This window comes from Methylobacterium sp. WL119 (assembly GCF_008039875.1).
Taxonomy (GTDB): domain Bacteria; phylum Pseudomonadota; class Alphaproteobacteria; order Rhizobiales; family Beijerinckiaceae; genus Methylobacterium.
This window is the reverse complement of sequence record NZ_VRUU01000024.1, coordinates 1-23736: the sequence shown is the minus strand read 5'-3', so window position 1 is coordinate 23736 and position 23736 is coordinate 1. Positions and strand designations below refer to the sequence as shown.

Sequence of the window (23736 nt, the reverse complement as noted above, 5' to 3'; positions counted from 1 at the left end):
TAGAATCCATATATGGTTCGGTTGCTGCAATCCCTGCGAACCTGATGAAACGGCGAACCTGAAGCAGCTCTAGCCGATCCATCCGCATCAGCGAGACGCGCTTTCATGCCGCTCGCCCGGGAGAGCCCTCATGTCTGCAAGCGTTGCTTCGAACGCTGCCTCCGTTCGCCCCGTGCCCGACCTCGGGAAGCTGCCAGGCGAGACGCTCATCACGCGGCGCCAGCTATCCGAGATCAGCAGCTTCGCTCTGATCACCCTGAAGGTCTGGGCAAAGAACGGTCGTGGTCCGCGGATCACCGTCGTGGAGGGCCGGCCACGGTATCGGGTCCGTGATGTTCGGGAGTGGATGGGGGCGGCCTGAGAGCCGGTCTTCCGGATGCACCCCGGCCCGGTGTTCCCAGCGACCGGTTTCCCTTGGATCCATCGTGACGAGCGCTGCTCTCACGAAAACGACCGGTGCCTCGGCAAAGGCGACCGGTCGGAAAAGGCTTTACATGTCAGAGGGTAACGTACCAGAGCCGCGCGCGTTCGACAACGCGTCGGAGGCTCCTGCCGACATCGCGGAAACGATTGCTACGAGCACACCTGCCGCCTCGACGCCGGTGTGGCCGAATGCGGATCGGGACACGCTCGGGCGGTTCATCGCATCCGTCTTCAAGGGCATCGAGACGGGGCAGGGCCACATCATGTTCCGCTCTGTCGAGCACCGCGGCAAGGAACGTCCGCTTGGTCACTGGCATCCATTCGGAGACGGTCTGCTCTCCGCGGCGGCCAAGGCTGCTGCGGCGACCGCAGCGAGACGAGGCGACGAGGTTGCGGTGTTCTGCCCCCCGCCATGCGTGTTCGGAGATGTCACGTTCCAAGGCCGGCGGCGCGCGTACGAGGATAACGTCATCGCGTGCGGGGTCATCGCAATTGAACTCGACGAGCAGCCACGGGAGACGCTGGCGAAGGCGAAACACATTCTCGGCGAACCGACGTTGGTGCTGCGGTCCGGAGGTGTTTGGGGCGGTCCTGACGGCCCCGAGGACAAGCTGCATGCCTACTGGCGGCTCACGGTGCCCGCCACGACGAAGGAAGATCTCCGTCGGCTCAAGATGGTCAGGTACGGTCTTCTGCGGCTCTGCGGCGGCGATGGTACGGCTGTTCCGCTCAGTCACCCGATGCGCTGGGCTGGATCATGGCACACAAAGGACGTGCCCCGGCTCAGCACTATCGTGAGTGAGACGGAAAACGAGATCGCCCTTTCGGCTGCGGAAGACCTCGTTGCGACCGCGGCCGACATCGCCGGTGTGGACCTTAGCAAGGCCCCGCCCGGGCGGCGCAGCCGCGAAGAGGGCTTCAAGACAGGCGTCGCCTTGGGGAAGATCCATCTCGACGCCCTAGCCGCGGCGGTACCCAACCCACCGGTGCAAGCGTGGGACATGTGGAACAACCGCGGCCTGGCCTTCTTCGATGCCTCGCACGGTTCGCCGGAAGGGCTGGAGGCCTTCCACCTCTACAGTGCGAAGAGCGATCTCTATGACCCGGACTACACGGATCTCCGTTGGGAGCATTACGAACGGCACCCGCCATCCGATCTCTCAGCCGGGTCATTGGTTCACTTCGCGAAAGAGGCAGCCTCGGACTTCAAGCTACCCTTCGACATTGAGGCACACTTCGACGCCGAGGCGGCGGCCGCGCAGCCCCAGGCGCCGGCTCCCGTAGCGATGCCGGAGGTGGCCACGCCGTCGGTCTGGTTCAGCCCACCCTCATGGACCGGGCAGGTGATCAAGCCGCGAGAATGGGAGGTCGAGAACTGGATCCCGCGTCGGCAGGTGACGCTGCTCTATGGCGACGGTGGCATCGGAAAGACGCTGCTCGCACAGCAACTTGCCACTGCGATGGCCGCAGGAATCCCCTGGCTCGGCCAAGTCACGCGCCCCGGCCGCGTGCTGTGCGTCTTCTGCGAGGACGACCCGGACGAACTCCACCGCCGACAAGCCGACATCAACCGGGCGCTCGGCCTGACGAACGGAGATCTCGCGAACATGCTGATCACGTCGCGCACGAGCGAGGACAACGTCCTGGCTACCTGGGGGCGGGACGGTCGCATGGAGCTGCGGCCGCTCTGGTATGAGATCCGCGACCGTGCCTTGGCCTTCTGCGCCGACGCCATCATCCTCGATCCGCTTTCGGACATCTATGCCGGAAGCGAGATCGACCGCGGCCAGGTCACTACCTTCGTGAAGGGCTGTCTCGGTCGCCTTGCGCACGAGATCGGGGGCTCTGTCGTCGTCCTCGCCCACCCTTCCCAGTCCGGCATGTCATCGGGCCAGGGGACGTCCGGATCGAGCGCCTGGAGCAATGCGGTCCGGTCTCGGCTCTATCTGAGCACCCTTTCGGACAAGGCCCGCGAGCTCACGAACATGAAGCTCAACTACGGGCCGAAGGGGTCGAAGCTGAAGCTGGAGTGGCACCAGGGAGCGTTCCGGGTCACGTCTGGCACCACCCCGGCTGGCGTGCAGGCCGGTATGGGCTCGATCCTCAGTATCGACGACGCGAACGAGCAGGCTGTCGCCAGGGCCCTGAACGAATGCCGTGGGCAGCAGATGACCCTAGCAACGACCAGCAAGTACAACGCTCCGAAGCTCCTGAAGCGGACGGCTCCCGAGACCTTGGCCGCGCTCAAGCCGGAGGAGGTGACACTGGCGCTGGATCGGCTTGTAGGGCGGGGTGAGGTGGAGGTGGCGTCACTCGGCAAGGATCCGCACAGTCGCGACCGTCCCACGCTGGTCTTCATCGGTAAGGCCGCTGTCGAGGGGCAGAGCAAGGGTGCTTCTGCCGGTTCTGGTTAGCGTTCTGACATACGCAGACCGAGCAAAACGGGCCGCAAACTTCCACCCCCGATCCCGCAAACTTCCCCCTGCTTTCCGCAGGCTACCCTGCTAAGTCATTGAAATCATTGCCGCAAACTTAGTTTGCGAACTCGGCTCCGCAAACTCCCGCGAACTACCCGCAAACTCCAGGATTGCTGTTACATTTTAGGCGGTCCAAGCCATTGATTTAAAACGACTTTTACGGGTTTGCATAAACGCACCGCAAACTCCCGCAAACTCGGTCCCGCAAACTTCATCCCTTACGGGGGAGCCATGGCCTTCGGGCCAATGGCCCCCACCGCCGGATTTTGGGGCGCGAGACGGACACCCCGGAAAAGCACCACCAAGGCCGACGGACAGACGGAACAGGTCAGAACCTCCGCGGAGGCTGACATACGAACTGGCCAGCGCCATCGCGTAGCCGAGGTCATGGAAGGCGTCCGGCTCTCGGCGAACGCTAGGTGCGGAGCAAGGTCGAGCGCTTGAAGCTCCCGAGGCCGAGAACACGGTCGATCACGACCTACCCTCTCCCGCTGAGGGGGAGGGCCTGCCGAACCGGACATTTTCGGCTGACCCGCACAAGCGTCGGGATCAGCCCCGACGCGGCTTGGTCTAGGCTTTGCAGCCATGCCAAATAGAATTGTCTCGATAATATCAAGTCGTACGGTTTGTCCGCCAAGTTGTCAGTTTTGTCCGTTTTTTATATCCAAAGTAAAAATACGAATATCCGTTGACGAGGATCGTCCAGAGCCTTATGTGATCGCTAAGGCTTGTAACCCTGCCGCTCATCGAAGCTTCCTGCGTGTTCAGAGACCGCATGTTTATGCCTTGGGCAAAAGCCAAAAGACATGCGCGGTCAATGATGACGGTGTTCTAAGCCCAGTATCGAAAAGATCATTTTAGAATACGACCCTTGGAGCCATCATCATGCCGAAAAATAAGTTGGAAGACGATTTTCATGATCTGGGAGGCATCAGTATGATCGCTGATTTGTTCGTCCCTCGGTTCAAGATCATCGAGTTTAACGCAGAGGACTTCCAGGGCCCGGAGGTCACGTGGCTCGATGTCTTGTTGGAGGCCTCGGCGATGTGGAAGTTCGTCGCCGAGATCAACTCCCCGGAGCTTCTGTGGCTTCAGGAAGACCATTCCTGCACGGTCACGAACATCAACTGCGAAGGGTGGTTCATGGCGCAGGTTCAGGGGCCGCGCCCCTTCATCGTGGCGGCCGCCGCTGCCGCCGAGGCTCTCGGCGCCATGCGCGCGCCAGCCTGACAACCTCGACCACTCGTCGAGATGCCAAGGGGCGCCTTCACCGGCGCCCCTTTCGCGTTTCAGGTCTCAGATCGTGCTCCATTCCGGTACACCCCCCAACCCCGCCGCTGTGACGGTCGACTAACCGAGCACCAGCATCCTGCTTGGTGAGCCGCGTCGCGTATCGGCTCACCGCCGGTGTGATAGTCGACCTCCCCCGCCAGCCCGTGATCGGATCGGGCGGCGGGGCCGAGCCGGTTATGGACGCGCGGAAACGGTTGGCGTTCGTCACCCATTTTGCAGGTCCGCTAAGGGTGGGAAGCGGACCTCGGCATCATGATCTCACACGGGCGGGCACGGATTGCAGGCAGCGCACATCGGTGCGATAGCCCGGCCTGGGTGTGCGGTCCGAACCTCGGACTGGCAGGTTTCAGCGTTGGTCGGGCCGCCAGCGGTGGAGACCTGTGCTCTTGTCGCTAACCTCTCGTCCTACATCAGCCCTGCGCAACTTGCTGACCGGAGAAGCCGGCGGCGGTCTCATCCTCATGGTGAGCGCGGCTCTTGCTCTCGTTATCGCAAACTCGCCCGCTGCACCCACCTACTTCGCGGCATTGAAGGCGTACCTCGGCCCCCTCTCCGTCCTGCACTGGATCAACGACGCTCTGATGGCGGTGTTCTTCCTGCTGGTTGGATTGGAGATCAAACGCGAAATGCTCGACGGACGCCTGCGCACGTGGCCTGACCGCATCTTGCCCGGCGTAGCTGCCTTCGGCGGTATGGCTGCTCCTGCGCTGGTCTACGTGGCCGTCAACTGGCACTCACCAGAAACCCTGCGTGGCTGGGCAATTCCAGCCGCGACCGACATTGCCTTTGCTCTCGGCGTGCTGGCCTTGCTCGGTTCGCGAGTGCCGGTTTCGCTCAAGGTGTTCCTGACCGCGCTGGCGATCATCGATGACCTCGGCGCGGTCCTCATCATCGCGGCGTTCTACACCGCCGACCTATCTCTGCCGATGCTCAGCGGTGCGGCAGCCACCTTTGCCGTGCTGTTCGCGATGAACAAGGCCGGGGTCAGCCGCCTGCTGCCTTACCTGCTTATCGGCGCGATACTGTGGCTGTTCGTGCTCAAGTCCGGCATCCACGCGACCGTGGCGGGCGTGCTGCTGGCCTTCACGATCCCACTGCGTCTGAGCATCGGCAAACCGGATGATCCGACCTCGCCGCTGCACAAGCTGGAACACGCACTGCACCCATGGTCCGCGTACCTTGTGCTGCCGGTATTCGGGTTCGCCAACGCGGGCGTGTCGCTAGCTGGGTTCGATCCCAAGATGCTGCTTGATCCAGTCACACTCGGCGTGGCCCTGGGTCTGTTCCTCGGCAAGCAGATTGGTGTGTTCGGGTTCGTCTTGGCAACGGTGAAGCTGGGACTGGCGCAGCGTCCGGCGCATGCATCATGGCCCCAGGTTTACGGGGTCGCGCTGCTCTGCGGGGTCGGCTTCACGATGAGCCTATTCATCGGATTGCTCGCGTTCGCCAATGCCCCCGAGCTTGAGGCTGAGACCAAGATCGGCGTGCTCGTGGGCTCGATCGGTTGCATGCTCTTGGGAGCACTCGTCCTCCGGTTTGCACCTCCACGCCCCCTCCTCAAAGGTCGGCACTGAAGGTCTGCAGAGGGTCGGAAGCGGACGGTGCGGGCCGATACCAAGCGTCTGAAGACGAAGCCTGACCGAGACGGCTTTGGCCGGGGCTTCTTTCGCGTTTCAGAGCCCCCAGGTGGCGAGGGCGCCTTCACCCGCTGCCGGGTCTGCCTTGATCCGCAAGATAGCCTGCCGCGAGAGGCCAGTCATGCGCGCGATTTCGGAAGTGCCAGCCTCGGCGCCGAGCATGTCGCGCACCGTGGCAAACTGCTGCCGGCTGTAGGAGGGCTTGCGACCCTTGTAGGCCCGTTCCGCCTCGTCAGCCTTGGCGTAGGCGATGCCGGCCGCCTGAGCCTCCTTGGTGGCCTCGGCCTGGGCTTGGGACATCGCGGCCATGAAGCCGATCAGCGCGTCCCTAACGGCTTGCTGCATCGGGTCCTTGGTAGCCCCATCGAAGGTGAGGCCGTTGATGACGGTGCGGACGATGACCCCCCGCCGCATCAGCTCGCGGATCGTCTCGGTCACGTCGGCATAGTTGCGGCCGAGGCGATCGACCCAACGCACAACCAGCGTGTCGCCGGCCCGGAGCATGTCGAACAGACGCCGACCTTCGGGGCGATCCGCGAGGCGCGTGCTTACACCGGACACGCCATGGTCTGCCACCACCTCGTCGAGCTCGAAGCCCGCGGCCTCGGCCTGTGTCCGCTGATGCTGAAGGTTCTGCTCGGTGGTTGAGACGCGGGCGTAGAGGACGGTTTTCATGATGCGGACTGTCCGTTAGGAACCTGTCCGCATAAGAGGATGTCCGTTGATCTAAGTCAATCCTAACGGACAGGGTTTCTGGTGGTCATCGCCGTGTACGCTGCGGCATACCCTAACGGACACACTTAGGCATGCCGCTGGCGCATGCGGCGGCCTCTGAGGGCGGTTCGAGGCTCGTAGAGGCTGGCTACGTCCGGCGCGGCCGCAGCTGCACCACGTTGCCGCTGACCTCGCGTACCGGGGCCTGAGTGGCCGGCACTATCGCGGGGCGACGCGGCTCCCCTACGGCCACGGCCTGGGCCGGATGAAGTTCCTCGGCGAGGATGCGGGCGCTGGCCTGCGCTTCGGCCAGCACACCTTCCAGGGTGGGGCTGACCGGGCGGCCGCGGCGGACGGCCTCGATCTCTTCGGCCATGACGTCGAGGGAGGCGGCGAGCAACGTCGCGCGCATGTCGAGCGGGAGGTGCATGAGCTGTGATCCGTCGGGGGTGATGCGGGGCAGTGTGCACTTGAGCCACGCCCGCACCAAGCGGCGAACGGCCGGGTGCGGGGATGGCCGGCATCCACCCCCCGGGTACTCCGAACGCGCGCGGAAAAACTGCGGGAGACCCTCATAGGAAAATCCGATACCGAAATACTAATCTGATATACAAATGGAAGTCATAGCGAGCGAATATCAGTGACTTAAGGCGCTTGAATCAGTCGGAAATTAATAGGAGCTCGGATCTATCATTTCTCTTTGCGCGATAGGCAGGAGACTGTACTATCGCTGCATCTGATCTGAAGATGCGAGGCCCGCCATGGCCGATACGGATTGCCTTTTTGTGGACGGCGACGACGAAGAGCCGCCGGCCTACGTCGAGTTCCACTCCAGTATCCTTTTCATTCTTCAGATGCTGGATCAGGCGTGTCGTAACCAGCACCCGGCCTGGTGTCTAAGCAACGCAATGGAGAGCATTGCGAACAGGGCATACGGGCAGCACGGAGCGCCGCTTCAGCTCGACGAAGAGGACCGCGACGTACTCCTGCGCACTCTCACGCGGACGAAGGCGCTGATGCCGGTGTTCATGCCGGACTACTCGCCCGAGCAATTCGTCGTCGGGATCAACGCCGCAATGACGCAAGTCGTGATGTGGTCCGAGACCACTGAGCAGCAGGCTCTTCGGCATCCCCATACGAAGGCTGATGCTCGCGACCTGGCTCGCGCCCTGCGCAATGACATGCACACCTGGTGTCTCGCCGAACGCGTACGCGAGCGTCGACACGAGCGCCGCGGCGCGATGATCGCCGAGATGCTGTCCCTGAACATCGCATTGGGGTCCGTCTAATGGTTGAGGCGAACCCCTTCGACCGCTTCGACCCGCTGCCGGTCTCGCCGCTGGCCAAGGTCGCGCCAGCGGCCCTGTCTATGGTCCCCGGCGGGTTCCAGGCGATGGCGCAGTCGGCGGCCAAGGAGCCTAACCCCTTCGACCAGTTCGACGAGCCCGTGCCGGCACCCAACCCTTTCGAGCAATTTCAGAAGGCACCCGCCGCCGAGCAGCCGCTGCCGCCGGGAGTTTCGCCGGACAACCCGTTCCTACGCTTCCACCAGCAACCCGCCGCGACCGCGCCGGTGGCGGCGAAGGAGCCGAACCCTTTCGACCAGTTCGACGAGCCGGCACCGGGCGCCCCACCCGCTAAGCCGCAGCTCGACGCGGCCGGGGACGTCGGCGGCGGCATCGTGCACGGCCTGGTCAACGCTGCTACCGGCTTCTTCGGCGGGGTGGGAGCGCTCCAGCAGGCCGAGCGCGGCGCTGCTGGCAACGCGCTGGAGAGCCGCGGCTACCCCGGCGCCGCGGCGATGGTCCGTAGCGTACCGACACTGCCGAGCGGCGCCGATCTGAACGGCATGATCGAGCGCGTGATGGGGCCGCTGTACCGCAAGCCCGAGACGACGGCCGGGCAGTACGCCAGCACCATCGCCGAGTTCGCCCCCGGGGCCGCTATCGGCCCGGGCGGGCTCATCCGCAAGATCATGGAGGCCGCCGTCCCGGGCGTCGCGTCCGAGACGGCAGGTCGGGTTGCGCCGGCGGGATACGAGGGCTCGGCTCGGCTGGCCGGCGGTCTCGCGGGCAATCTCGGCACCGCCGCCGCAGCAGCGCGCGCAACGGGTGCCGACCGCGCCATCGTGGCGGCCACGCGCGGCATGGAGCCCGGCATGCTCCGTACCGGCCAACCCGTGCTCGATACGGGACGGGGAATCGGCGTGCCGCTTTCTGGGCCGGAAGGCATACAGTTCGCGACGAACAACGGCACCAAGCTCGGCGAGCTTCAGCGCGTCGTCGAAGGTTCTACCGGCGGCGGTCCGACCATGGCGGCCTTCTACGCCAACCGGCCGGACCAGATGCGCGCCGCGGCGACGAACGCCTTCGATACCATCGCGCCGCAGAGCATGGCCCCGTCGACCCTCGGGCCCCGCACCGCGGCGGCGGCTGATACCGCGATCAACGACGTGCGGCAGGTCATCAACGCGCAGACACGGCCGGATTATGCCCGGGCCGAGGCCCATCTCGTCGACCCGGCCGACTTCGCACCGATGCGGACACCAGCCTTCGACGCATCCCTCGGCCGGTTGCGCGCCGATCCCGTCCTCGGGCCCGAGATCGCGCACCTTCCCGACAACAGCGGCCGCGTGATCGATCTTGTGACCAAGGACATGGGCGCGCGTTCGCAGGCCCTGTCCGCGAGCGGCGAAGGCTTCAACCCGCTCCTGGCCGAGCGCTACGCGTCCGGCTCGGCCGATGCGCGCGACATCCTCCGCGATCCGGCGCGTGGAGGCGTCCAGGCCTACGACGACGCCCTCAGCGCGCAGGCGCAGGCCAGGGCGCAGAACCTTGATCCTCTGACCCAAGGCCCCCTCGGCCAGATTGCCGGCCGTGGCGGCGGCCGCGGCACGCTGTCCGGCACGCAGGCCGTCGGCGACGCGATCCTGCCGGCAACTGCCGAACGCGGCCAAGCCGGAGAGTTGGCCGACGCCACACGCCGCGTCGGTGCGCTCGACCCGGAGGCGATCGCTCAGCTGGTCCGGCAGCGGATGGCCGACCAGTACGACGCCAGCGCAACCGCGCTCATCGGCGGCGGCAATCACAGCGGAGGTGCCAAGTTCGCGAAGGACATGGCCGGCACGCCGCAGAAGCAGGCGAACATCGACGCGGTGCTCAGCGCTCTGCCGAACAGCCCAGCCGCGCCGCAGGCCGTGAACACGCTGTTCCACACGCTCCGCGCCACGGGCCGACGCCTGCCGCCGGGCTCGAACACCGCGGCGGACCGCGCCATGCAGGACGCCCTGTCGGAACAGAACACCTTGGGCGAGGCTGTCACGGCGATGCGGACGCAGGGCCGATCCCTGTTCGCCAACGTCGGCGGCAAGGCGCGGCAGGCGGCTCTTGGCCGGCAGACCGGACGACTGGCCGACTTGTTCGTGGCGCCGGACAGCGCCGATCGCATCGCCGACATCGTCCAGCGCGGCGTCGAGCCCGTCTACGCGAACGCGCTGCTGCGGCAAAGCCTTCAGACTTCGGGAGCTATGGGCCAGCGATGACATACACACTTCATCAGCTCGCCGCCGGCAGCTACGACCTGGCCCTCGACGGGGTGATCGTCGGCGGTGTGGTTCGCGAGACCACAGCAGGAGGTGCTCCTACCGGGTGGTGCGCGGAGCTGCTGGAGGATCTTCCGGCTGGGACACGCCCAAGGCCCTTCGATTGCGTCGAGCACCGATTTCCGACGCTGGAAGCGGCGACAGCATGGCTTGGCGGTTCGCCGGTCCTGAGCGCGTTCGAGGACGCATAAAGGGCGAACTACCTGAGGGCCTCCGCCGAAGGCGCGTTCACGTCCGGCCACCTCTGGATGGCGGCCCTGTACGGTGCGATCGCAGTGCTGGTTCTGGTGGCTCAGCTGTGAGACTTGCCGGCGTCTCACGATCCCCCCATCCAGGGGATGACGCCCCGAGCTCGACGCACTGATCCGGAATATCTGAACACGCTCATGGATTCCATGGCGGCCCCCCTTTTCATGGCTGGAGAATACCGCCGGAAAAAAGCGAGTTATTAGGCGAGAGAAACTTTCAGGCATTTCACCTCGTAGCCGCTACACCAAGGGAATGCTGTCTCTATAATAAGGACTCTCGATGCGTATAATCTGTGCAATTTCATGCATTGTTTTTGGCGTGTCGACGCCAGCTTTCAGCCAAGGGAAACTTCAGCCGCGGCCAGCCACACCACCGACCTCGAGTTTGAGTAGCGATGAAAAGGCTGCGGAAGTCCGCCGCGCAATCCAGGAAGGACAAGCGCGACAGAGAGCGACTGACGCTCGCAACGAGCGGGTATGGCGTCGCTGGGACTATGCCGTGTGCATCGGATGCGGGCCGATGCCGAAAAAGCTTCGCATTGTATACACAACGCCGGCTCGGGTACTTGCCGGTTTTATCGCCGCAGACGATGATGAAATCCGGTGCGGACGTAGAATTTAAGGGTATTTGTCACCTCAGCCCGCCCGGCACCAGCCGCGGCGGGCTTTTTCGTGCCCGCACCCTACCGCGCGGCCTCCCACACCGGTGCGCCGACCGGCCGCCCCGGCCGGTCCCGCCGGAAGGTCTGGTTCCCGTACCGGATCCAGGTATCGCCGATCGCCTCGACGCGGCGCGCGTTGATCATCAGTCCGCCGCAATTTTCACGATGGATCACACCGACTAGATCCGTAGCGATCTGTCTGATACGGAAGGTGTTTAATATTGCCCCAATTATTCGCCTTGATGTCTTGTGCTGTTTTATTATAGCCAGTCAGCTTAGTGCGGCTTTGATGTATAGGCGACGCTGTAAATGCATGAAATAAGAAAAATTGACCCCCTTGAGATTCAGGCTTCGAACGCGTTAGGTTCCCAGTTCGGTATCAGCGGGCAAATACACGATAACGATTTTATGTACTGGTTTAACCACGATAATAATTCAAATATTGATGGGTATAATGCTTCTATTGATTATATGCATAGCGGAAGAGCCCTGGCGCATTTTCTCAAAGATCATCTTTGTGTGCATCCGCCATCCAACAACGAATTTTCGTTGCTAGATTTCGCATCTGGGTATGGGCGCGTCTCACGCTGGATGAACGAGGCTATGCCAAATGCACAAGTTTATGCCAGCGATATCCATCAAGATGCCGTTAATTTTATGAGATCAATAGGTATTAATGCTTTCAAATCAAGCTCGAAGCCGAACGAATTTAATTCACCTTGTCATTTTGATGTCATATTTTCCGTATCGTTCTTCACGCATCTGCCGAAATCCACCTGGGGCCGGTGGCTAAAGAGTTTGGAAGAGTATCTTAATCCCGGAGGTCTTCTTATCTTCACGACGCACGGCGATCCCATTTGGCACGCGTTGGGGTCTCCTGCCGTTGACAAGGAAGGTTTCTATTTCAGACCCGAGAGCGAACAGAAGGATCTCGACGTCACTGAGTACGGCGCCACGTACACATCGCTCGAATTCGTGCTCACACGTGCGCGTGAGGTCGGTCTGCGTGTCGAAGGTGTCAGGTCACCCGGCACTGGGCTGCACGACATTGTTACGCTTCGAAAAGTGGATCGCTCCACGTTCCCGCCGGCCTATTCCCGAACAGCCCCGTTGCGTTCATTGAAAAGAAAATTTCTGAAGCGGGTGTTGCGATAAATCGGTGGTCAATCCCACTCTATGAATCAGGCACTCCTCACATCGGTGAACGGCTTCGACAGCACGTGCCGGCCCGACGCCTCGTAGATCTCCACCGTCCAGGCCGACCAATCGCGCCGCGCGCTGCCGAGCATCAGGTCGAGCGCGACCCGCTCCGCGTGCGCGCGCATCAGCGCCCAAGTCGGCAGCCGCTTGCCCTGCAGGTCTCCTACGAGGTCGTGTCCGTCGGTGCCGTGGAAGCGGTAAAGCGGCGTCGGCATTGGCTTTCTACCCCGCCCTCCACACCATCTCACCGCTTGGCGCGTGGCCGTGGTCGCCATGGTTGAACCATCGTAACGCATGCTGTTTGTTCCTGATCCGTTCTTGCCGGACCAGGAGCTGCGATGCATCCCCCGCCTCTCGACGCGCCTGTGGAGATCCGACCGCCATCTCGCCGCGGCTCTCGCGATCGCGGAGCCAGCGCGTAGGTGGACACCCTCGGAGATATTGCAGGCGATCGCATCGTGGTGGAGTGCCTGTCGTGCCGCCGGCGAGGCGTCTACGCGACTGACGGCCTTGTGGCGCGGTTCGGACCCACGATGCAGCAGCTCGATGCGCTTCGGCACCTGTCGGGCTCGTGCCGGCACCAGCGCCGCCCCGGGTCGCCGCCCGCGCGCAAATACGAGAGCGCGTGTCAGGCCCGGCTCATCCTGCCGCCGCCAAAGAAGCAAATTGTCCCGACGCCGATCCAGCGCGGCCTGAACGTCGAGGCCTGGACGACGTCGGGCTCGATCGAGTGGCACCTGGCAACGGTGTGGAGCTTCGAGCTCGGCCACCTCGTACTCGACGCGGCGGCGAAGCTCTACCCGGCGCAGGAGCTCACGCTGCGTCAGGCCTGCCGGGTCATTGCGAAGCGCGAGAAGCCGGAGTGAGGTTTGCCCCGCTCACGCCACCCGCGCCAGACTTCCGCCGTAAGCAGCAGCAGGCCCCCTGAGCCGATTGGGTAGGGCTGCAAGCGGGACGGTTCATACAACCGATAATTGTACGCCTCAAGGTCGAGGCCGGGGCTTGCAAGAGGTGCCTTAACCCAAGTGCGATGAGCAAAATTGCACCGTCTCGTCCCTCACGGCGTCCCATTGCAGCCGGGTTGAGCCCGTTAAGCAATTCTAAGTAGATCGCATCCATCAACGATTTCGCGCAGAAGTTGTGTTTTGGGAGCGCGGGCGCATAATCGTGCGACGGCAGGCCGACCTGCCGCGACCGTTCAGGGTGATCGACGACCGAAGACATCCTGTGCCCGGCGACAGGACGTTTGGACACGCACCGACAAGACAGCATTCGGAAGGAGACGAACCGTGCAGACCACGACGGACCCCATCGATCTCGCCGCCAAGATCCTCACGAGCTACGTCGCCCACAACCCGGTACCGGCCACGGGGCTGCCGGATCTGATCCGCATGGTCCACGGCTCGATCACCGCCCTGGCGACCCCGCATAAGCCGGTGCTGGCGAAGCCGACCGCTGCGGAAATCCGCAAGTCGATCTCACCGGACGCCATCATCAGCTTTGAGGACGGCAAGCCCTACAAGGCGCTGCGCCGGCACCTGACGCTGCGCGGACTGTCGGCCGAGGCCTACCGTGCCAAGTGGGGCCTCCCGGTCGACTATCCCCTTGTCTCGCCCAGCTACAGCGCGCGCCGCTCCCTGATCTCCCGCACCATCGGGCAGAACCAGCGCCTGCGCTTTCAGCAAGCGGCGGAGTGACCCGAACGCCTGCTCGACGGTCCCCGCCGACATCGCGCTGGCCTCGTCGACAGGCGGACCTGGAGTACAGAGTTCGATGCGCACGCCGCGCTACGCGAACGTCGGCGAGCTGCCGATCGCGCAGACCGGTTGATGGAGCGCCTGTGCAATCTTCGGGGGCGCCGACTCGTTGGTCGCGTGTCCGCCGTGTAACCGGCGCGGCACCTACGACCTAGCGCGTCTCCGGCAGCGGTTCCAGGATCTCGCAACTCGACGTGCCGAGATACCTGTCGGGTTCATCGAAGCACCAGCAATACTTGGGATCGCCGCCGGCCCGGAAGTACGAGAGCGTGTGTCAGGCGCGGAACATCCGGCGAACCTTGCGCACGGCACGGGCTGAGCGAAACCACAGAGTCCTCTCCATACGCTGCTGTATTTGGAGGGCTGCGTGCAGTCGTGCGCCAAGATCGTTTCGCTCGGCCTGAGCTGCCGCACGCTCGTGCGCGAGCATCCTCTCCTCGTGCCTCAGTGCGGCGACGATACGATCACGTTCGGCTGAGAGGTGGGCGTGCTCCGTCTCCGCACGGGCTAAGCGCTCGCCAGAAACGACCCGTTCGGCCTCGGCTGCAGCGCGCTCCTGCGCGAGCACTTCCTCCGCGTTCCTCAGTGCCCCGGCGATGCGATCACGGTCGGCAGCGAGTGCTTCCCGCTCCGCGGCTACGGCGTGGACCCGGTTCTCACGTTCCTCGATCCCACGCAGGCCGAGGGCGTCAATCCGACTGCTCCAGTCGCGCAAAGCATTGAACTGCTTTGTCGTGCGCGCTTCCTCGTAGAGGGTGTGCAGGGCGAAGCTCCGGAACTCGGCCCGATCAATCTTGCTCGCAAGCTGGGCGAGACGCAGGGGCAGCGGCTCGTCGGGATGGGCGATTTCCTCCGGTTCGAACAGTTCGGAGAACAACACCTCGCCCATCTCCTTAAACCGGCGCAGGACCATGGAGTGCTCGAAGGTCGAGCGCAGGCGCGCCTCCTGGCTCGGTGCGCTGGTATTGGCCATGCCGTCGCGGATACGGAACGCCGTCAGGCTGTCAGGCAAGACGTGGATATTCTGCCCGGCCATCAGCATCCGGATCCACATGTCGAAATCTTGTAAGTTCGTCAGCCGCGGATCGTAGGGGCCGGCGGCCTCGTAGGCCTCCCGGCGGATCATCGCGGTAGGCGCGCAGAGAGTGTTGCCTTGGAAGAATAAGAATCGCAGCCATGTCCGGCGGGAGAAATCGGTGAAACGCAGCGGCACGGTGAAATCGTTGTAGGCCTGCGTCGGTAAGCCGTTCTCATCCACCGCTCTGGGCATCCCGAACACCGCGGCGACGTCCGGATGCGCATCGAGGAAGCCAACTTGCCGCCGGAGGCGACCCGGCAGCGCCCAATCGTCGGAGTTAAGGATTGCTAGGTAGCGCCCCCGCGCCCGCGCAACGGTGGCATTCATTGCCGTCGATATGCCCTGATTCTCGCGCCGGCATTCGAGGCGAATACGCGGATCGGTGAAGCCGCGCAGGATTTCGGCGGTCCCATCGGTTGAGCCGTCGTCGGTGACGACGATCTCGAAATCCTGGAAGGATTGGGCGAGCACACTCTCGATCGTCTGCCGGACATAGGGCGCGTGCTGGTATGATTTTATCAGCACCGACACAGTCGGTACGGCCCCCGGCGCCGCTGGCACGAGGCGCGGCAAAGGCGCCGAATTGGCCCGCCGCATCCCCTGCTCCTCCCACCATAGAGGCCGGATGGCGAGGGATCCCGCATCAGCGTCGGCAAGATCGATGCTCTCACGCTCCATCTCGTCCCAGAAAACGCGCAGACGCTCGCGTCCCCATAGGTAGTGCTGGCCGAAGCCCTCCGCGCGGTCCGTTTGCCCAAGCCGTTTGGCCTGGATCGCCTCTCGTGTTGCGTTTCGCTCGAAGCCGAGATGCTTGTAGTGCCAGAGCTGGAGGGTGTCGTGCGGGGGCAGGACGAGGTCGCCCTCCGGCGTTGCCGCATGCCGCCCAGGCCCGAAGCCAGTCTCGTGAAGTGCTTCGGGCTTGAAGATGCTGAGCTTGTTGAAGGCGAGGCGCGGGCGCCCGCGCGTGACGCGCTCCACGAGTAAGCCCGCATCATCAAGCATCTCGATGTGGTTTAGGTCGAAGCCCAGCGCCGGAAGCAGAGTGACGCCCCGGTCGGCCTCCTCAGCGAGGTAGTCGGCCATGGCGCGGCCGGGCACGTGTAGGTGCTCGTCGATGGCCGTAACAACGATCCAGTCGGCCCTATGACGACTCTCCTTCCAGGCCTCGTTCTGCATTGCCCGGTGAGAAAGCACGAAGGAATCGGGATCCGTGCGGGGAAAGTCGCGCAATTCTACCTTGGGGTGGGCGCGCAGGATCTCGCGCGAGCCGTCCGTCGAGCCGTCGTCGTAGATCACGTAGCGCTCGACGAAGGGATCGTAGTGCCGAAAAAAGAAGCCGAGCATATCGGCTTCGTCCCAGCATAGTGTGTAGAGGTGGACGACAGGCCGAGTCATAAAATGGCAAGCCCTCTATAGCCGCCGATGTTCTGGCGGACGATCCGAGCCGGGTTGCCAAGCGCAAGGCAGCCATCCGGTACATCCTTCGTCACCACCGAGCCCGCACCAACGACGGCGTTCGCTCCGATGGCCACCTCCGGTAAGATCGTCGCCCCTGCGCCGACGAAGGCGCCCGTGCCAAGGCTAACATGGCCGGCGAGTACGGCGCCGGGCCCAACCGAAACGTATTCGCCGCTTCGGACATGGTGGCCGAGGCTTGCCCCACGATTGATGAAGACGAAAGCGCCGAACACGCTGCCGGAGCCGAGGCTGCACCCGGCGTTGACGTAGGAGCCTGGCCCCATCTCCAGATGACGTGGGGCGGCGACGCTCGGGTCGATCAGGGTTAGCGGTCGGCTGAGGCCGTGCCGAGCGGCCTCTCGAGCGGCCGCCTGCCGGTGGCCAGGCGTGAACAGGGGCACGAGGAAAGGCAGGTCCCGTTCCTCGACGGAGAGGTCGGAAGGCACAAGAATCCGAGCGCCCTCCGGCAGATGGGCCGGGCCGGGATGATTGGCGATGCCAGCGACAAGGGACAGGTTTGCCCGGTACAGGCTCTCCTCGACATCGACCACGATCGGCGAACCGATCCCGTACAGGATCACTCCGCGCAATGAAGGAGTCCTCGGATCGCCAAAGCCACGCGCCCCTCGTGGTTCGACGCAACCTCGGGCTGGATCGGCAGGCTAAGGAGACTGTCCGCCAGCGCATCTGTAATAGACAGGGGAGTGCGAGCGCCCTCGGCGAAGGCCGGGTGGCGGTGCAGACCCGGCGCGTAATGAACTGCCGTGCCGATCCCCGCCGCGTCTAGGCGGCGTTTCAACCTGTCCCGGTCGGGAACGGTCACCGCGAACTGATGATAAACACTTCCGGCGTGCTCGGGCGGCATGCCAATCCCCATCCCCGCAAGCAGCGCCCGGTAGCGAGCTGCGCTTGCCCTTCGCTCAGCATTGGCTTCCGCTAGATGTGGCAGCAGAGCGAGGAGGATCGCCGCCTGGATCTCATCGAGACGGGAGTTGAAGCCGATCCCGCCGCTCACCCGCTCACCCGCTGCGAAGCCATAACAGCGTAGGCGCCTTAAGCGGTCGGCTATAGCCGGGTCCGCCGTAACCACGGCACCACCGTCACCGACCCCGCCGAGGTTCTTGGTTGGGTAGAAGGAATAAGCCGCTGCGTGACCAAAACTGCCGAGCGCTCTCCCGTCGAGGGTGCCGCCGTGGCTCTGGGCACAATCCTCCACCACCGCGAGGCGGTGTTTATCCGCCAGCACCATCAGTGCGTGCATGTCGGCCGGGTGGCCGAACAGGTGGACCGGCACTAGGGCGACAGTGCGGGGACCGATAACCCGCTCCGCAGCTACCGGGTCGATGCAGCGAGTGGCAGCATCGACCTCGACGAAGACCGGGACGGCACCGCAATGCAGGATCGCCTGGGCGGTGCCGGCGAAGGTCAGCGAGGGCAACAGCACCTCATCGCCGAGCCCGACCCCCAACGCCCGCAGAGCCAGCGCCAGCGCATCCGTGCCGGAGGCGACGCCAATGCAGTGCTCGACACCCGCCGTCACGGCGAAGGCGGCCTCGAAATTAGCGACTGCTTCCCCCAGGATGTAAGACGGGCCGGAGAGGACGTGGGCAATGCTCGCGTCGATTTCCTCTCGGAACCGAGCGATCCGGAGCGGCGGCGCCGCCTGTGGGATCATGCCGGACACACGAGCCGCTTCACGATCATGCGCGGGCGGTCGAAATGGCGCGTGTCCTCGTAGCGCTCGGACGCGCAGACGACGAGCGCGGTACCCGGCGCGAAATCCTTCAACACAATGAGGATGCCCGCACGGATCCATAGGGCTTCGTCGAAACTGTCGAGGCGCACGGAGCTACGAGTGCGGCCGTTGTCGATCTCGATCGTCACTGCGCCGCTGATGACGCTGATCAGCTCATCACAGGAATTAGCATGACCACCCCTGTCCTGCCCCGGACGGTCCGACATAATAACAAAGACGCGTTTGGGGCAGAAAGGAACGTTGCCAAATTCTTCGAAGGAAACGAGATTTCCCCTGGCATCACTGTGCACGACCTGCGGCACAAGGTCGGCGCCTTCGATGATCTCCCTATAGATCATGTTTTCTTAATCTCGAGATCTGATTTTTTTAGATTAATCGATCATAAGATCGTGTGCAATTGCCAGATTATCCTAGGATTTGTCGGGATAATTTGCCGGGCGGACCGAAGAAGCGGCAAGTCTTAGATACCTCTCGAGCAAACATGGTTTCTTGAACGGGACAGGTCTGACTGCCGGCGATGCCAGGTCCGGGGCGGTCCGACAGAAGGTGTCAGCGATAGATGACTGTGCGGCATAAGCAGAATGCTTCGATGCCAACGCCTGGACGAGTGGCTAAGCACCTTAGCGACCGCAATGAGCGCCACGCGTTTCCGCTCAGTCGCGAGCTCAAGCGATGCGCCGTTCAATATCGTGCCCAACCGCGCTGAAGTCGCCCCAGCGTTTCCGGACGGCCTGCCACTCGTCGAGCTGCGAGAGCGGAAGCCGAACCTCCACCACGAGGTCATCGTCGAGCAGACCCGGGACGATGTCGGTCGTCGCGTCCGGGAACGCCGCTAGGATGGCCGCACGAATGCTGTCGATGCGATCAGCCCGATCGGCCGTGGGCTCGATGAGGATGTGCTTGATAACCCGGATCATGCCCGCTGATGGCACAACGGGTGGCCGCCGGTCAGCGGGGCCAGATGCCCTATTGCAGGGGCAGAGCTACCGCGGAGGATTAGTCGCCGCTTTCGCGTCGAGCGACGATGGCCACCGAAGCTCAAGTGGAAGTATCGGCGTGGCAGGGTGACGCAGGACGAGGTCATCAGGCAGACGAAATTGGTGCTGCCCACGCGCTGCCCACGCGAAAAGAGCACCACGAACGGCGCCCCCAAAATGGAGCTAAAGCTTTGTGCTGAAACGCAGATTAATGGTGCTGCGAGGGGGGATCGAACCCACGACCTCCTCATTACCAATGAGGTGCTCTACCACTGAGCTACCGCAGCAACGGCGATCCGGGGCCCGCGAGGGGGCGTCTCCGTCCGACCGAGAGGGGCTTTAAGGGATCGACGGCGGCTTGGCAATCGCGCTTGGCGGTCCCGAGGGCGCAATCGACCGGGTGGGTCACGTTTTGGGGCGGCCGTCGCGCTTCAGCGCCGCGCGGATGATCGCGGCTAAGCCCGGCTCGGTCACCGCCTCGGCGGCGTCCGCGGGGGTGAACCAGCGCTGCTCGCGCTGGTGCTGCTCCGGCCAGGTCTTGCGGTGCTTGCGCACCTCGAGCGGAAACACCTTCACCTGGCACAGCACCGCGTCGCGGTTCTTCAGGCGCTTCTGGTAGAGGTAGAAGCCGAGCGGCCGCTTGCCGATCTGGCCGATCACGCCGGCCTCCTCGTAGGCCTCGCGGGCCGCCGCCTCGAAGGGCTTGCGCCCCTTCATCGGCCACCCCTTCGGGATCACCCAGCGCCGGCTCTCGCGGGAGGTGACGAGGAGCACGCTGTAGCTGCCGTCGGGCTCGCGCCGGAACGGCAGCGCGCCAACCTGCGGCCGCGCCTCGCGCTCGTCGTCGAGCGGCATCGTCGTCATGCGCGTCGGCGCCATGCGGGCGCTCCGATGCGGTTCCAGCGCTCCGAGGCGTGCGGCCCGATCGCGGAGGGAACGATGCGGTGTGCTGGGCCGGAACGGAACTGGAACAGTGGTGGGGCCTCTCGGAGGAAAAGTTATCCGGCAAATAATCGATCGGACCTGCCCTGGGAAGCGGGCGTACCGCCGATTGCAGCCGTCTTCACCACCAAAGGTTGGTCGTTTCGTGGGTCAAACGCACCGAAGCGCAGAACGGTGCCGCGCGTCGGAGCCTACCACAGGATGTATCTTGCCGTGGCGATATGGCCGTTCGATGAAGCCCGACGCCATGCCCGTGTCGCACCCGCCGGCCGCCCGGCGGGGCCGGGCGGCGCGGGAACGATCAGCCGAAGCGACGGGCCTTGGCCTCGGCGTCCTCGCGTGCCGTTGCGGGCGAACCGGTTGCAGGCGGACCGGCGGGACGCGGCTGCGGCAGCACCACGGGGCTCGCAGCGCCGGCCGGCATCGGCCCGGGTTCGGCGACGGCAGGCTTGTCGGCCTCGGCCGGCACTCGCGCAACGCTCGCCGGCGTGATGCCGGCCGGGATGGTGTTCGTCGGCTTGGGCCCGGCGGCGGGAGCGGGCGCCATCGTGCTCGCGGCCGCGGGGGCGGCGTGGGGCGCCGCGAGCGCGACCGTGTCGGTGCCCGGCGCCGGCGTCTCGAACGGCTCCTGGCCGGCGAGCAGGTTCGGCGGCGCCTGCCAGACGAAGGCGTCGATGCGGCCGGAGACCGGCGAGATCGGCTCCCAGGTCGGCGAGGCGACGCCGTCGGCGATCCAGACGGGATCGCGCGGGGCATGCGCGGCGCGGGCGAGCCATTCGCGGGCGCGGCCCGAGCCGGCGCCGTGCTCAGTCTCCTCGATCCGTGCCATCATCAGGCAGGTGCGCACGCTCGGGCCGTCGTCGAGCAGGGGCTGGATCGCCTCGCGGGCCTTCTCGAAGTCGCGGGCGTCGAACGCGGCCTGCGCCAGGGCGAGGCGCGCCTCGGGGGCCCAGGACGAGAGCTTGGCCAGCGTCTCGGCCCGCGCCAGGCGGTCCCGCACGGAATCGCCGGTGCGCAGGTTAAGGTAGACCTTGGCGAGGTCCGGGTGCGGGTTGGCCTTCCACGCGGCCTCGACGATCTTGGCCGCCTTCTTCAGATCGCCGCGGCGGGCGAGCAGGCGCCCGGCGATGCTGGCGGCGGGAACGAGATCGGGCGCGAGCTTGACCGCCTGGAGCGCGCGCTCGGTCGCCGCCTCCGGCTCGCCGGCCTCGCGCACCTGCGCCATCGCGGTGAGCAGGACGGCACGCTGGCGCCGCGCCTCCGCCTTGTCGATCAGCCCGAGGGAGCCGCGGCGCTCGACGATCTCGAGCGCGCCGCCCCAGTCGCCGTCGGCGCATTGCGCCTCCAGCACGGCGTCGTTCGCCCAGGTGACGCTGGGAGCGAGGCGTGCGGCCTCCGCCGCGTAGGCGCGGGCGGAGACGTCGTCCTCGCGTCGGCGCGCTTCGACGAACAGGCCGCGCAGGCCGAGCACCCGCGTCTCGGGGTCGTCGACCATGCGCTGGAACGCGCTCTCGGCCGCCTGCCGGTCGCCGGAGATCTGCGCCGCCTGAGCCTTGAGCAGCAGGGTCAGCGGTTCCGCGCCGAGCAGGCGCTCGGCGTCGCCCGCATGGCGGCGGGCGGCGAGGGGATCGCCCGACCCGACCGCGACCATGCCGCGCGACAGGGCGGTGAAGCCCTTGGCCCGGCGGCGCTCGCGCGAGCCGTTCACCAGGGTGTCCGGCAGGGTGATGATGCCGCGGACCACGGCCCAGACGAGGCCGAGCGCGATCGCCGCGATGCCGACGCCGATGAGGGCGATGGCGAGGCTCGTGGCCACCTCGTAGCCGTTCCACACGATGGTGACCGACCCGGGTCGGTCGGCGATCCACACCGCCCCGAAGGCGGCGACGGCAAGCAGGGCCAGGAAGGCGAGAGCGCGCCACATGAGGTCGGGTACTCCTGTCAGCCGCGAGGACGGCGTCGCGTCGCGACGAGGATGTGGGCGGGGGCGATGGCCGCCCCCGCAGGATGGCGTGTCTCTGCGATCACCTCAGGGGGGCGATCACGGCTTGGCGGTCGGCGCGGTCGTCGGCAGGCCCTTGAACGCGTCGGAGAGCAGCGCCTGGGCCGCCTGGGCCGCCTGGGCCCGCGCCTTCAGCGTCGCGCCGAAATCGCCGGTCTGCGCCTTCAGATCCTGCGGCATCGCCTCGTAGGCCTGCGACGCCTCGATCAACGCGCCGCGGTCTAGGGCCGCCTGTACCTTCGCCGTCGGATCGCTGGCGGCAGCCTCCTCGGCGGCCGGCGGCGCATCGACCTTGCGGACCTGCACGATCGAGTCCGCGATGCTGAGGAAGCGGCTCTTGAGGTCGCCGTTGGCGGCGACCTCCTTGGCGGCGGCGGCCTTGCGCGCGGCGGCGACCTTGTCGGCGATCGGGCGGAACGCGGCGGCGAGCTGGTCCGCGGTCGGCGCGCCCTTGTCGGCGAACGGCGCCAGGGCGTCGACGCGGCTCGCGTCGCCGGTCTCGAGCTTGCGCAGGGTCGCCAGCGGCTCGGCATACGGGACGCCGGCCTCCAGCGCGGCGGCGATCCGGTCGGCGGTGACGACCTTCAACGCGGCCTGAACGGTGCTGGCCTCGGCCCGAAGCGCCACCGCCTTGTCCAGGGTGGCGATCTTGTCGGCCTGATCCTGCAGGCGCCGGTCGAGGGCCTTGGTCGCCGACTCGGCCGTACTCCTGCCGGCCTCGGCCGCCTCGCGGCTCGCCTGCGTCGCCGTCTGCACCGCCTCGGTCGCGGCCTTCACCCGCTCGTCGAGGGTCTTCTGCAGGGCGTCGAGGCGTTGGCCGAGGGCCTGGTCGGCCTCGGCGTTCGCCTTGGTGCGTGCCTCGACCTCGCCTTGGAGCGTGGCGAGCTTCGGCGCGAGGTCGACGGCCGGGGCGCGCGCCGCCTTGTCGGGCGCCTTGTCCTCGAGCGCCTTCACGCGCCCGTCGAGGGCGGCGATCTGCTTGGGGTCGCCGCCGGCCTGGGCCACCCCGAGGCGGGAATCGCCAGCCTGGTCGCGGCCCGGCTCCTCCTGCAGGGCGGAGACGCGCTGGTCCAGGCTGTCGAGCCGGGCGGCGATGTCGGCCGGAAGAGCGGCCTGGGCGGCCGGCGCCGGGGTCGTGCCCTGGCCCTCGGCGGGCGCGGCCGTCGCGCCGGAGGCACGGTCGAGCGCCTGCCTGGCCGCGGCCTCCGCCGCCTTCACCGCGTCGGGCAGCGGCTTCAGCGTCGCCTCGTTGGCGGCGACGCGCTTGTCGAGGGCGGCGACCGCGTCGCGCGGGCTCAACGATGCCATGCGCTGGTCGAGGCCGGTGAGCTGGCCGGAGATGCGCTGGTCGAGGGCGTTCAGGCGGGCGTCGTCGCCGGCATTGCCGAGGATGCCGGCGCGCTCCACCGCGAAGAGCAGGCCGGCGCCGATCACGCCGCCGAGAAGGCCGGCGGTCGCCACCGAGCCGAAGCCCGGCCCGCGGGCGGCGGGCGCCTCGGCCGGGCCGACCC

Annotated in this window: 20 protein-coding genes and 1 tRNA gene; 8 read left to right on the top strand and 13 right to left on the bottom strand. The window is 65.6% G+C overall.

Translation table 11 applies throughout. The annotated features are described in order from the left end of the window. The first annotated feature begins 494 nt into the window (after positions 1-494). From FV227_RS11445 to nhaA, 3 genes are all read left to right on the top strand, one after another. Positions 495-2837 carry an AAA family ATPase gene (locus FV227_RS11445; protein WP_147858961.1) on the top strand — a complete coding sequence of 781 codons (2343 nt, stop codon included), beginning with the start codon at positions 495-497 and terminating at the stop codon, positions 2835-2837. 948 nt (positions 2838-3785) lie between these two features. Further along, positions 3786-4130, top strand: a complete 345-nt coding sequence (locus FV227_RS11440) for a hypothetical protein (protein WP_147858960.1) — start codon at positions 3786-3788, stop codon at positions 4128-4130. A 449-nt stretch (positions 4131-4579) separates the two neighbouring features. Beyond that, positions 4580-5767, top strand: a complete 1188-nt coding sequence (gene nhaA, locus FV227_RS11435) for a Na+/H+ antiporter NhaA (RefSeq protein WP_147858959.1) — start codon at positions 4580-4582, stop codon at positions 5765-5767. A gap of 99 nt (positions 5768-5866) precedes the next feature. Here the strand turns inward: nhaA and FV227_RS11430 are convergent, their stop codons facing one another. Further along, complete coding sequence (locus FV227_RS11430) at positions 5867-6505, bottom strand: recombinase family protein (RefSeq protein ID WP_147858958.1); 639 nt, start codon at positions 6503-6505, stop codon at positions 5867-5869. Between the two features lie 187 nt (positions 6506-6692). Further along, positions 6693-6974: a hypothetical protein gene (locus FV227_RS11425; protein WP_147858957.1), complete on the bottom strand. Its 282-nt coding sequence runs from the start codon at positions 6972-6974 to the stop codon at positions 6693-6695. A gap of 331 nt (positions 6975-7305) precedes the next feature. On the opposite strand from FV227_RS11425, the gene FV227_RS11420 reads away from it, so the two are divergent. Together FV227_RS11420 and FV227_RS11415 are read left to right on the top strand one after the other, a co-directional pair. After that, complete coding sequence (locus FV227_RS11420) at positions 7306-7833, top strand: hypothetical protein (RefSeq protein ID WP_147858956.1); 528 nt, start codon at positions 7306-7308, stop codon at positions 7831-7833. Beyond that, entirely contained in the window at positions 7833-10085 is a 2253-nt protein-coding gene (locus FV227_RS11415) for a hypothetical protein (protein WP_147858955.1), read from the top strand. The genes FV227_RS11420 and FV227_RS11415 overlap by 1 nt, the downstream gene beginning before the upstream one ends. Before the next feature lie 991 nt (positions 10086-11076). On the opposite strand, the gene FV227_RS28975 is transcribed toward FV227_RS11415, so the two are convergent. Continuing rightward, the gene (locus FV227_RS28975; RefSeq protein WP_187274769.1) at positions 11077-11229 is read right to left on the bottom strand and encodes a hypothetical protein; all 153 of its coding nucleotides are present in this window, start codon (positions 11227-11229) and stop codon (positions 11077-11079) included. 135 nt (positions 11230-11364) lie between these two features. Between FV227_RS28975 and FV227_RS11405 the strand changes: the two genes are divergently transcribed. Further along, a complete protein-coding gene (locus FV227_RS11405; RefSeq protein ID WP_147858953.1) occupies positions 11365-12210 on the top strand; it encodes a class I SAM-dependent methyltransferase in 846 nt (281 codons plus the stop codon). 26 nt (positions 12211-12236) lie between these two features. On the opposite strand, the gene FV227_RS11400 is transcribed toward FV227_RS11405, so the two are convergent. Further along, a complete protein-coding gene (locus tag FV227_RS11400; RefSeq protein WP_147858952.1) occupies positions 12237-12470 on the bottom strand; it encodes a hypothetical protein in 234 nt (77 codons plus the stop codon). Between the two features lie 207 nt (positions 12471-12677). On the opposite strand from FV227_RS11400, the gene FV227_RS11395 reads away from it, so the two are divergent. Together FV227_RS11395 and FV227_RS11390 are read left to right on the top strand one after the other, a co-directional pair. Further along, positions 12678-13121, top strand: coding sequence for a hypothetical protein (locus FV227_RS11395; protein WP_147858951.1), 444 nt, complete (start codon positions 12678-12680; stop codon positions 13119-13121). A 423-nt stretch (positions 13122-13544) separates the two neighbouring features. Next, entirely contained in the window at positions 13545-13952 is a 408-nt protein-coding gene (locus FV227_RS11390) for a MucR family transcriptional regulator (RefSeq protein ID WP_147858950.1), read from the top strand. Positions 13953-14286: 334 nt separating this feature from the next. Here the strand turns inward: FV227_RS11390 and FV227_RS11385 are convergent, their stop codons facing one another. The 9 genes from FV227_RS11385 to FV227_RS28970 form a co-directional block, all read right to left on the bottom strand. Continuing rightward, positions 14287-16434, bottom strand: coding sequence for a glycosyltransferase (locus FV227_RS11385; RefSeq protein ID WP_187274768.1), 2148 nt, complete (start codon positions 16432-16434; stop codon positions 14287-14289). A 47-nt stretch (positions 16435-16481) separates the two neighbouring features. Further along, complete coding sequence (locus FV227_RS11380; RefSeq protein WP_246686627.1) at positions 16482-17129, bottom strand: DapH/DapD/GlmU-related protein; 648 nt, start codon at positions 17127-17129, stop codon at positions 16482-16484. After that, entirely contained in the window at positions 17126-18223 is a 1098-nt protein-coding gene (locus FV227_RS11375) for a DegT/DnrJ/EryC1/StrS family aminotransferase (protein WP_147858975.1), read from the bottom strand. Before FV227_RS11375 ends, FV227_RS11380 begins: the two co-directional genes overlap by 4 nt. Beyond that, positions 18220-18642 carry an FdtA/QdtA family cupin domain-containing protein gene (locus FV227_RS11370; RefSeq protein WP_147858947.1) on the bottom strand — a complete coding sequence of 141 codons (423 nt, stop codon included), beginning with the start codon at positions 18640-18642 and terminating at the stop codon, positions 18220-18222. The genes FV227_RS11375 and FV227_RS11370 overlap by 4 nt, the downstream gene beginning before the upstream one ends. Before the next feature lie 327 nt (positions 18643-18969). Next, positions 18970-19221, bottom strand: coding sequence for a hypothetical protein (locus FV227_RS11365; RefSeq protein ID WP_147858946.1), 252 nt, complete (start codon positions 19219-19221; stop codon positions 18970-18972). Positions 19222-19493: 272 nt separating this feature from the next. Further along, positions 19494-19568, bottom strand: a tRNA-Thr gene (locus tag FV227_RS11360). Between the two features lie 118 nt (positions 19569-19686). Beyond that, on the bottom strand, positions 19687-20145 hold the full coding sequence (locus tag FV227_RS11355; RefSeq protein ID WP_147729062.1) for an NUDIX hydrolase: 459 nt from the start codon (positions 20143-20145) through the stop codon (positions 19687-19689). A 379-nt stretch (positions 20146-20524) separates the two neighbouring features. Continuing rightward, positions 20525-22147 carry a heme biosynthesis HemY N-terminal domain-containing protein gene (locus tag FV227_RS11350; protein WP_147858945.1) on the bottom strand — a complete coding sequence of 541 codons (1623 nt, stop codon included), beginning with the start codon at positions 22145-22147 and terminating at the stop codon, positions 20525-20527. A 117-nt stretch (positions 22148-22264) separates the two neighbouring features. Continuing rightward, the coding region (locus FV227_RS28970; RefSeq protein ID WP_187274767.1) for a translation initiation factor 2 at positions 22265-23736 on the bottom strand (1472 nt) is incomplete at its 5' end.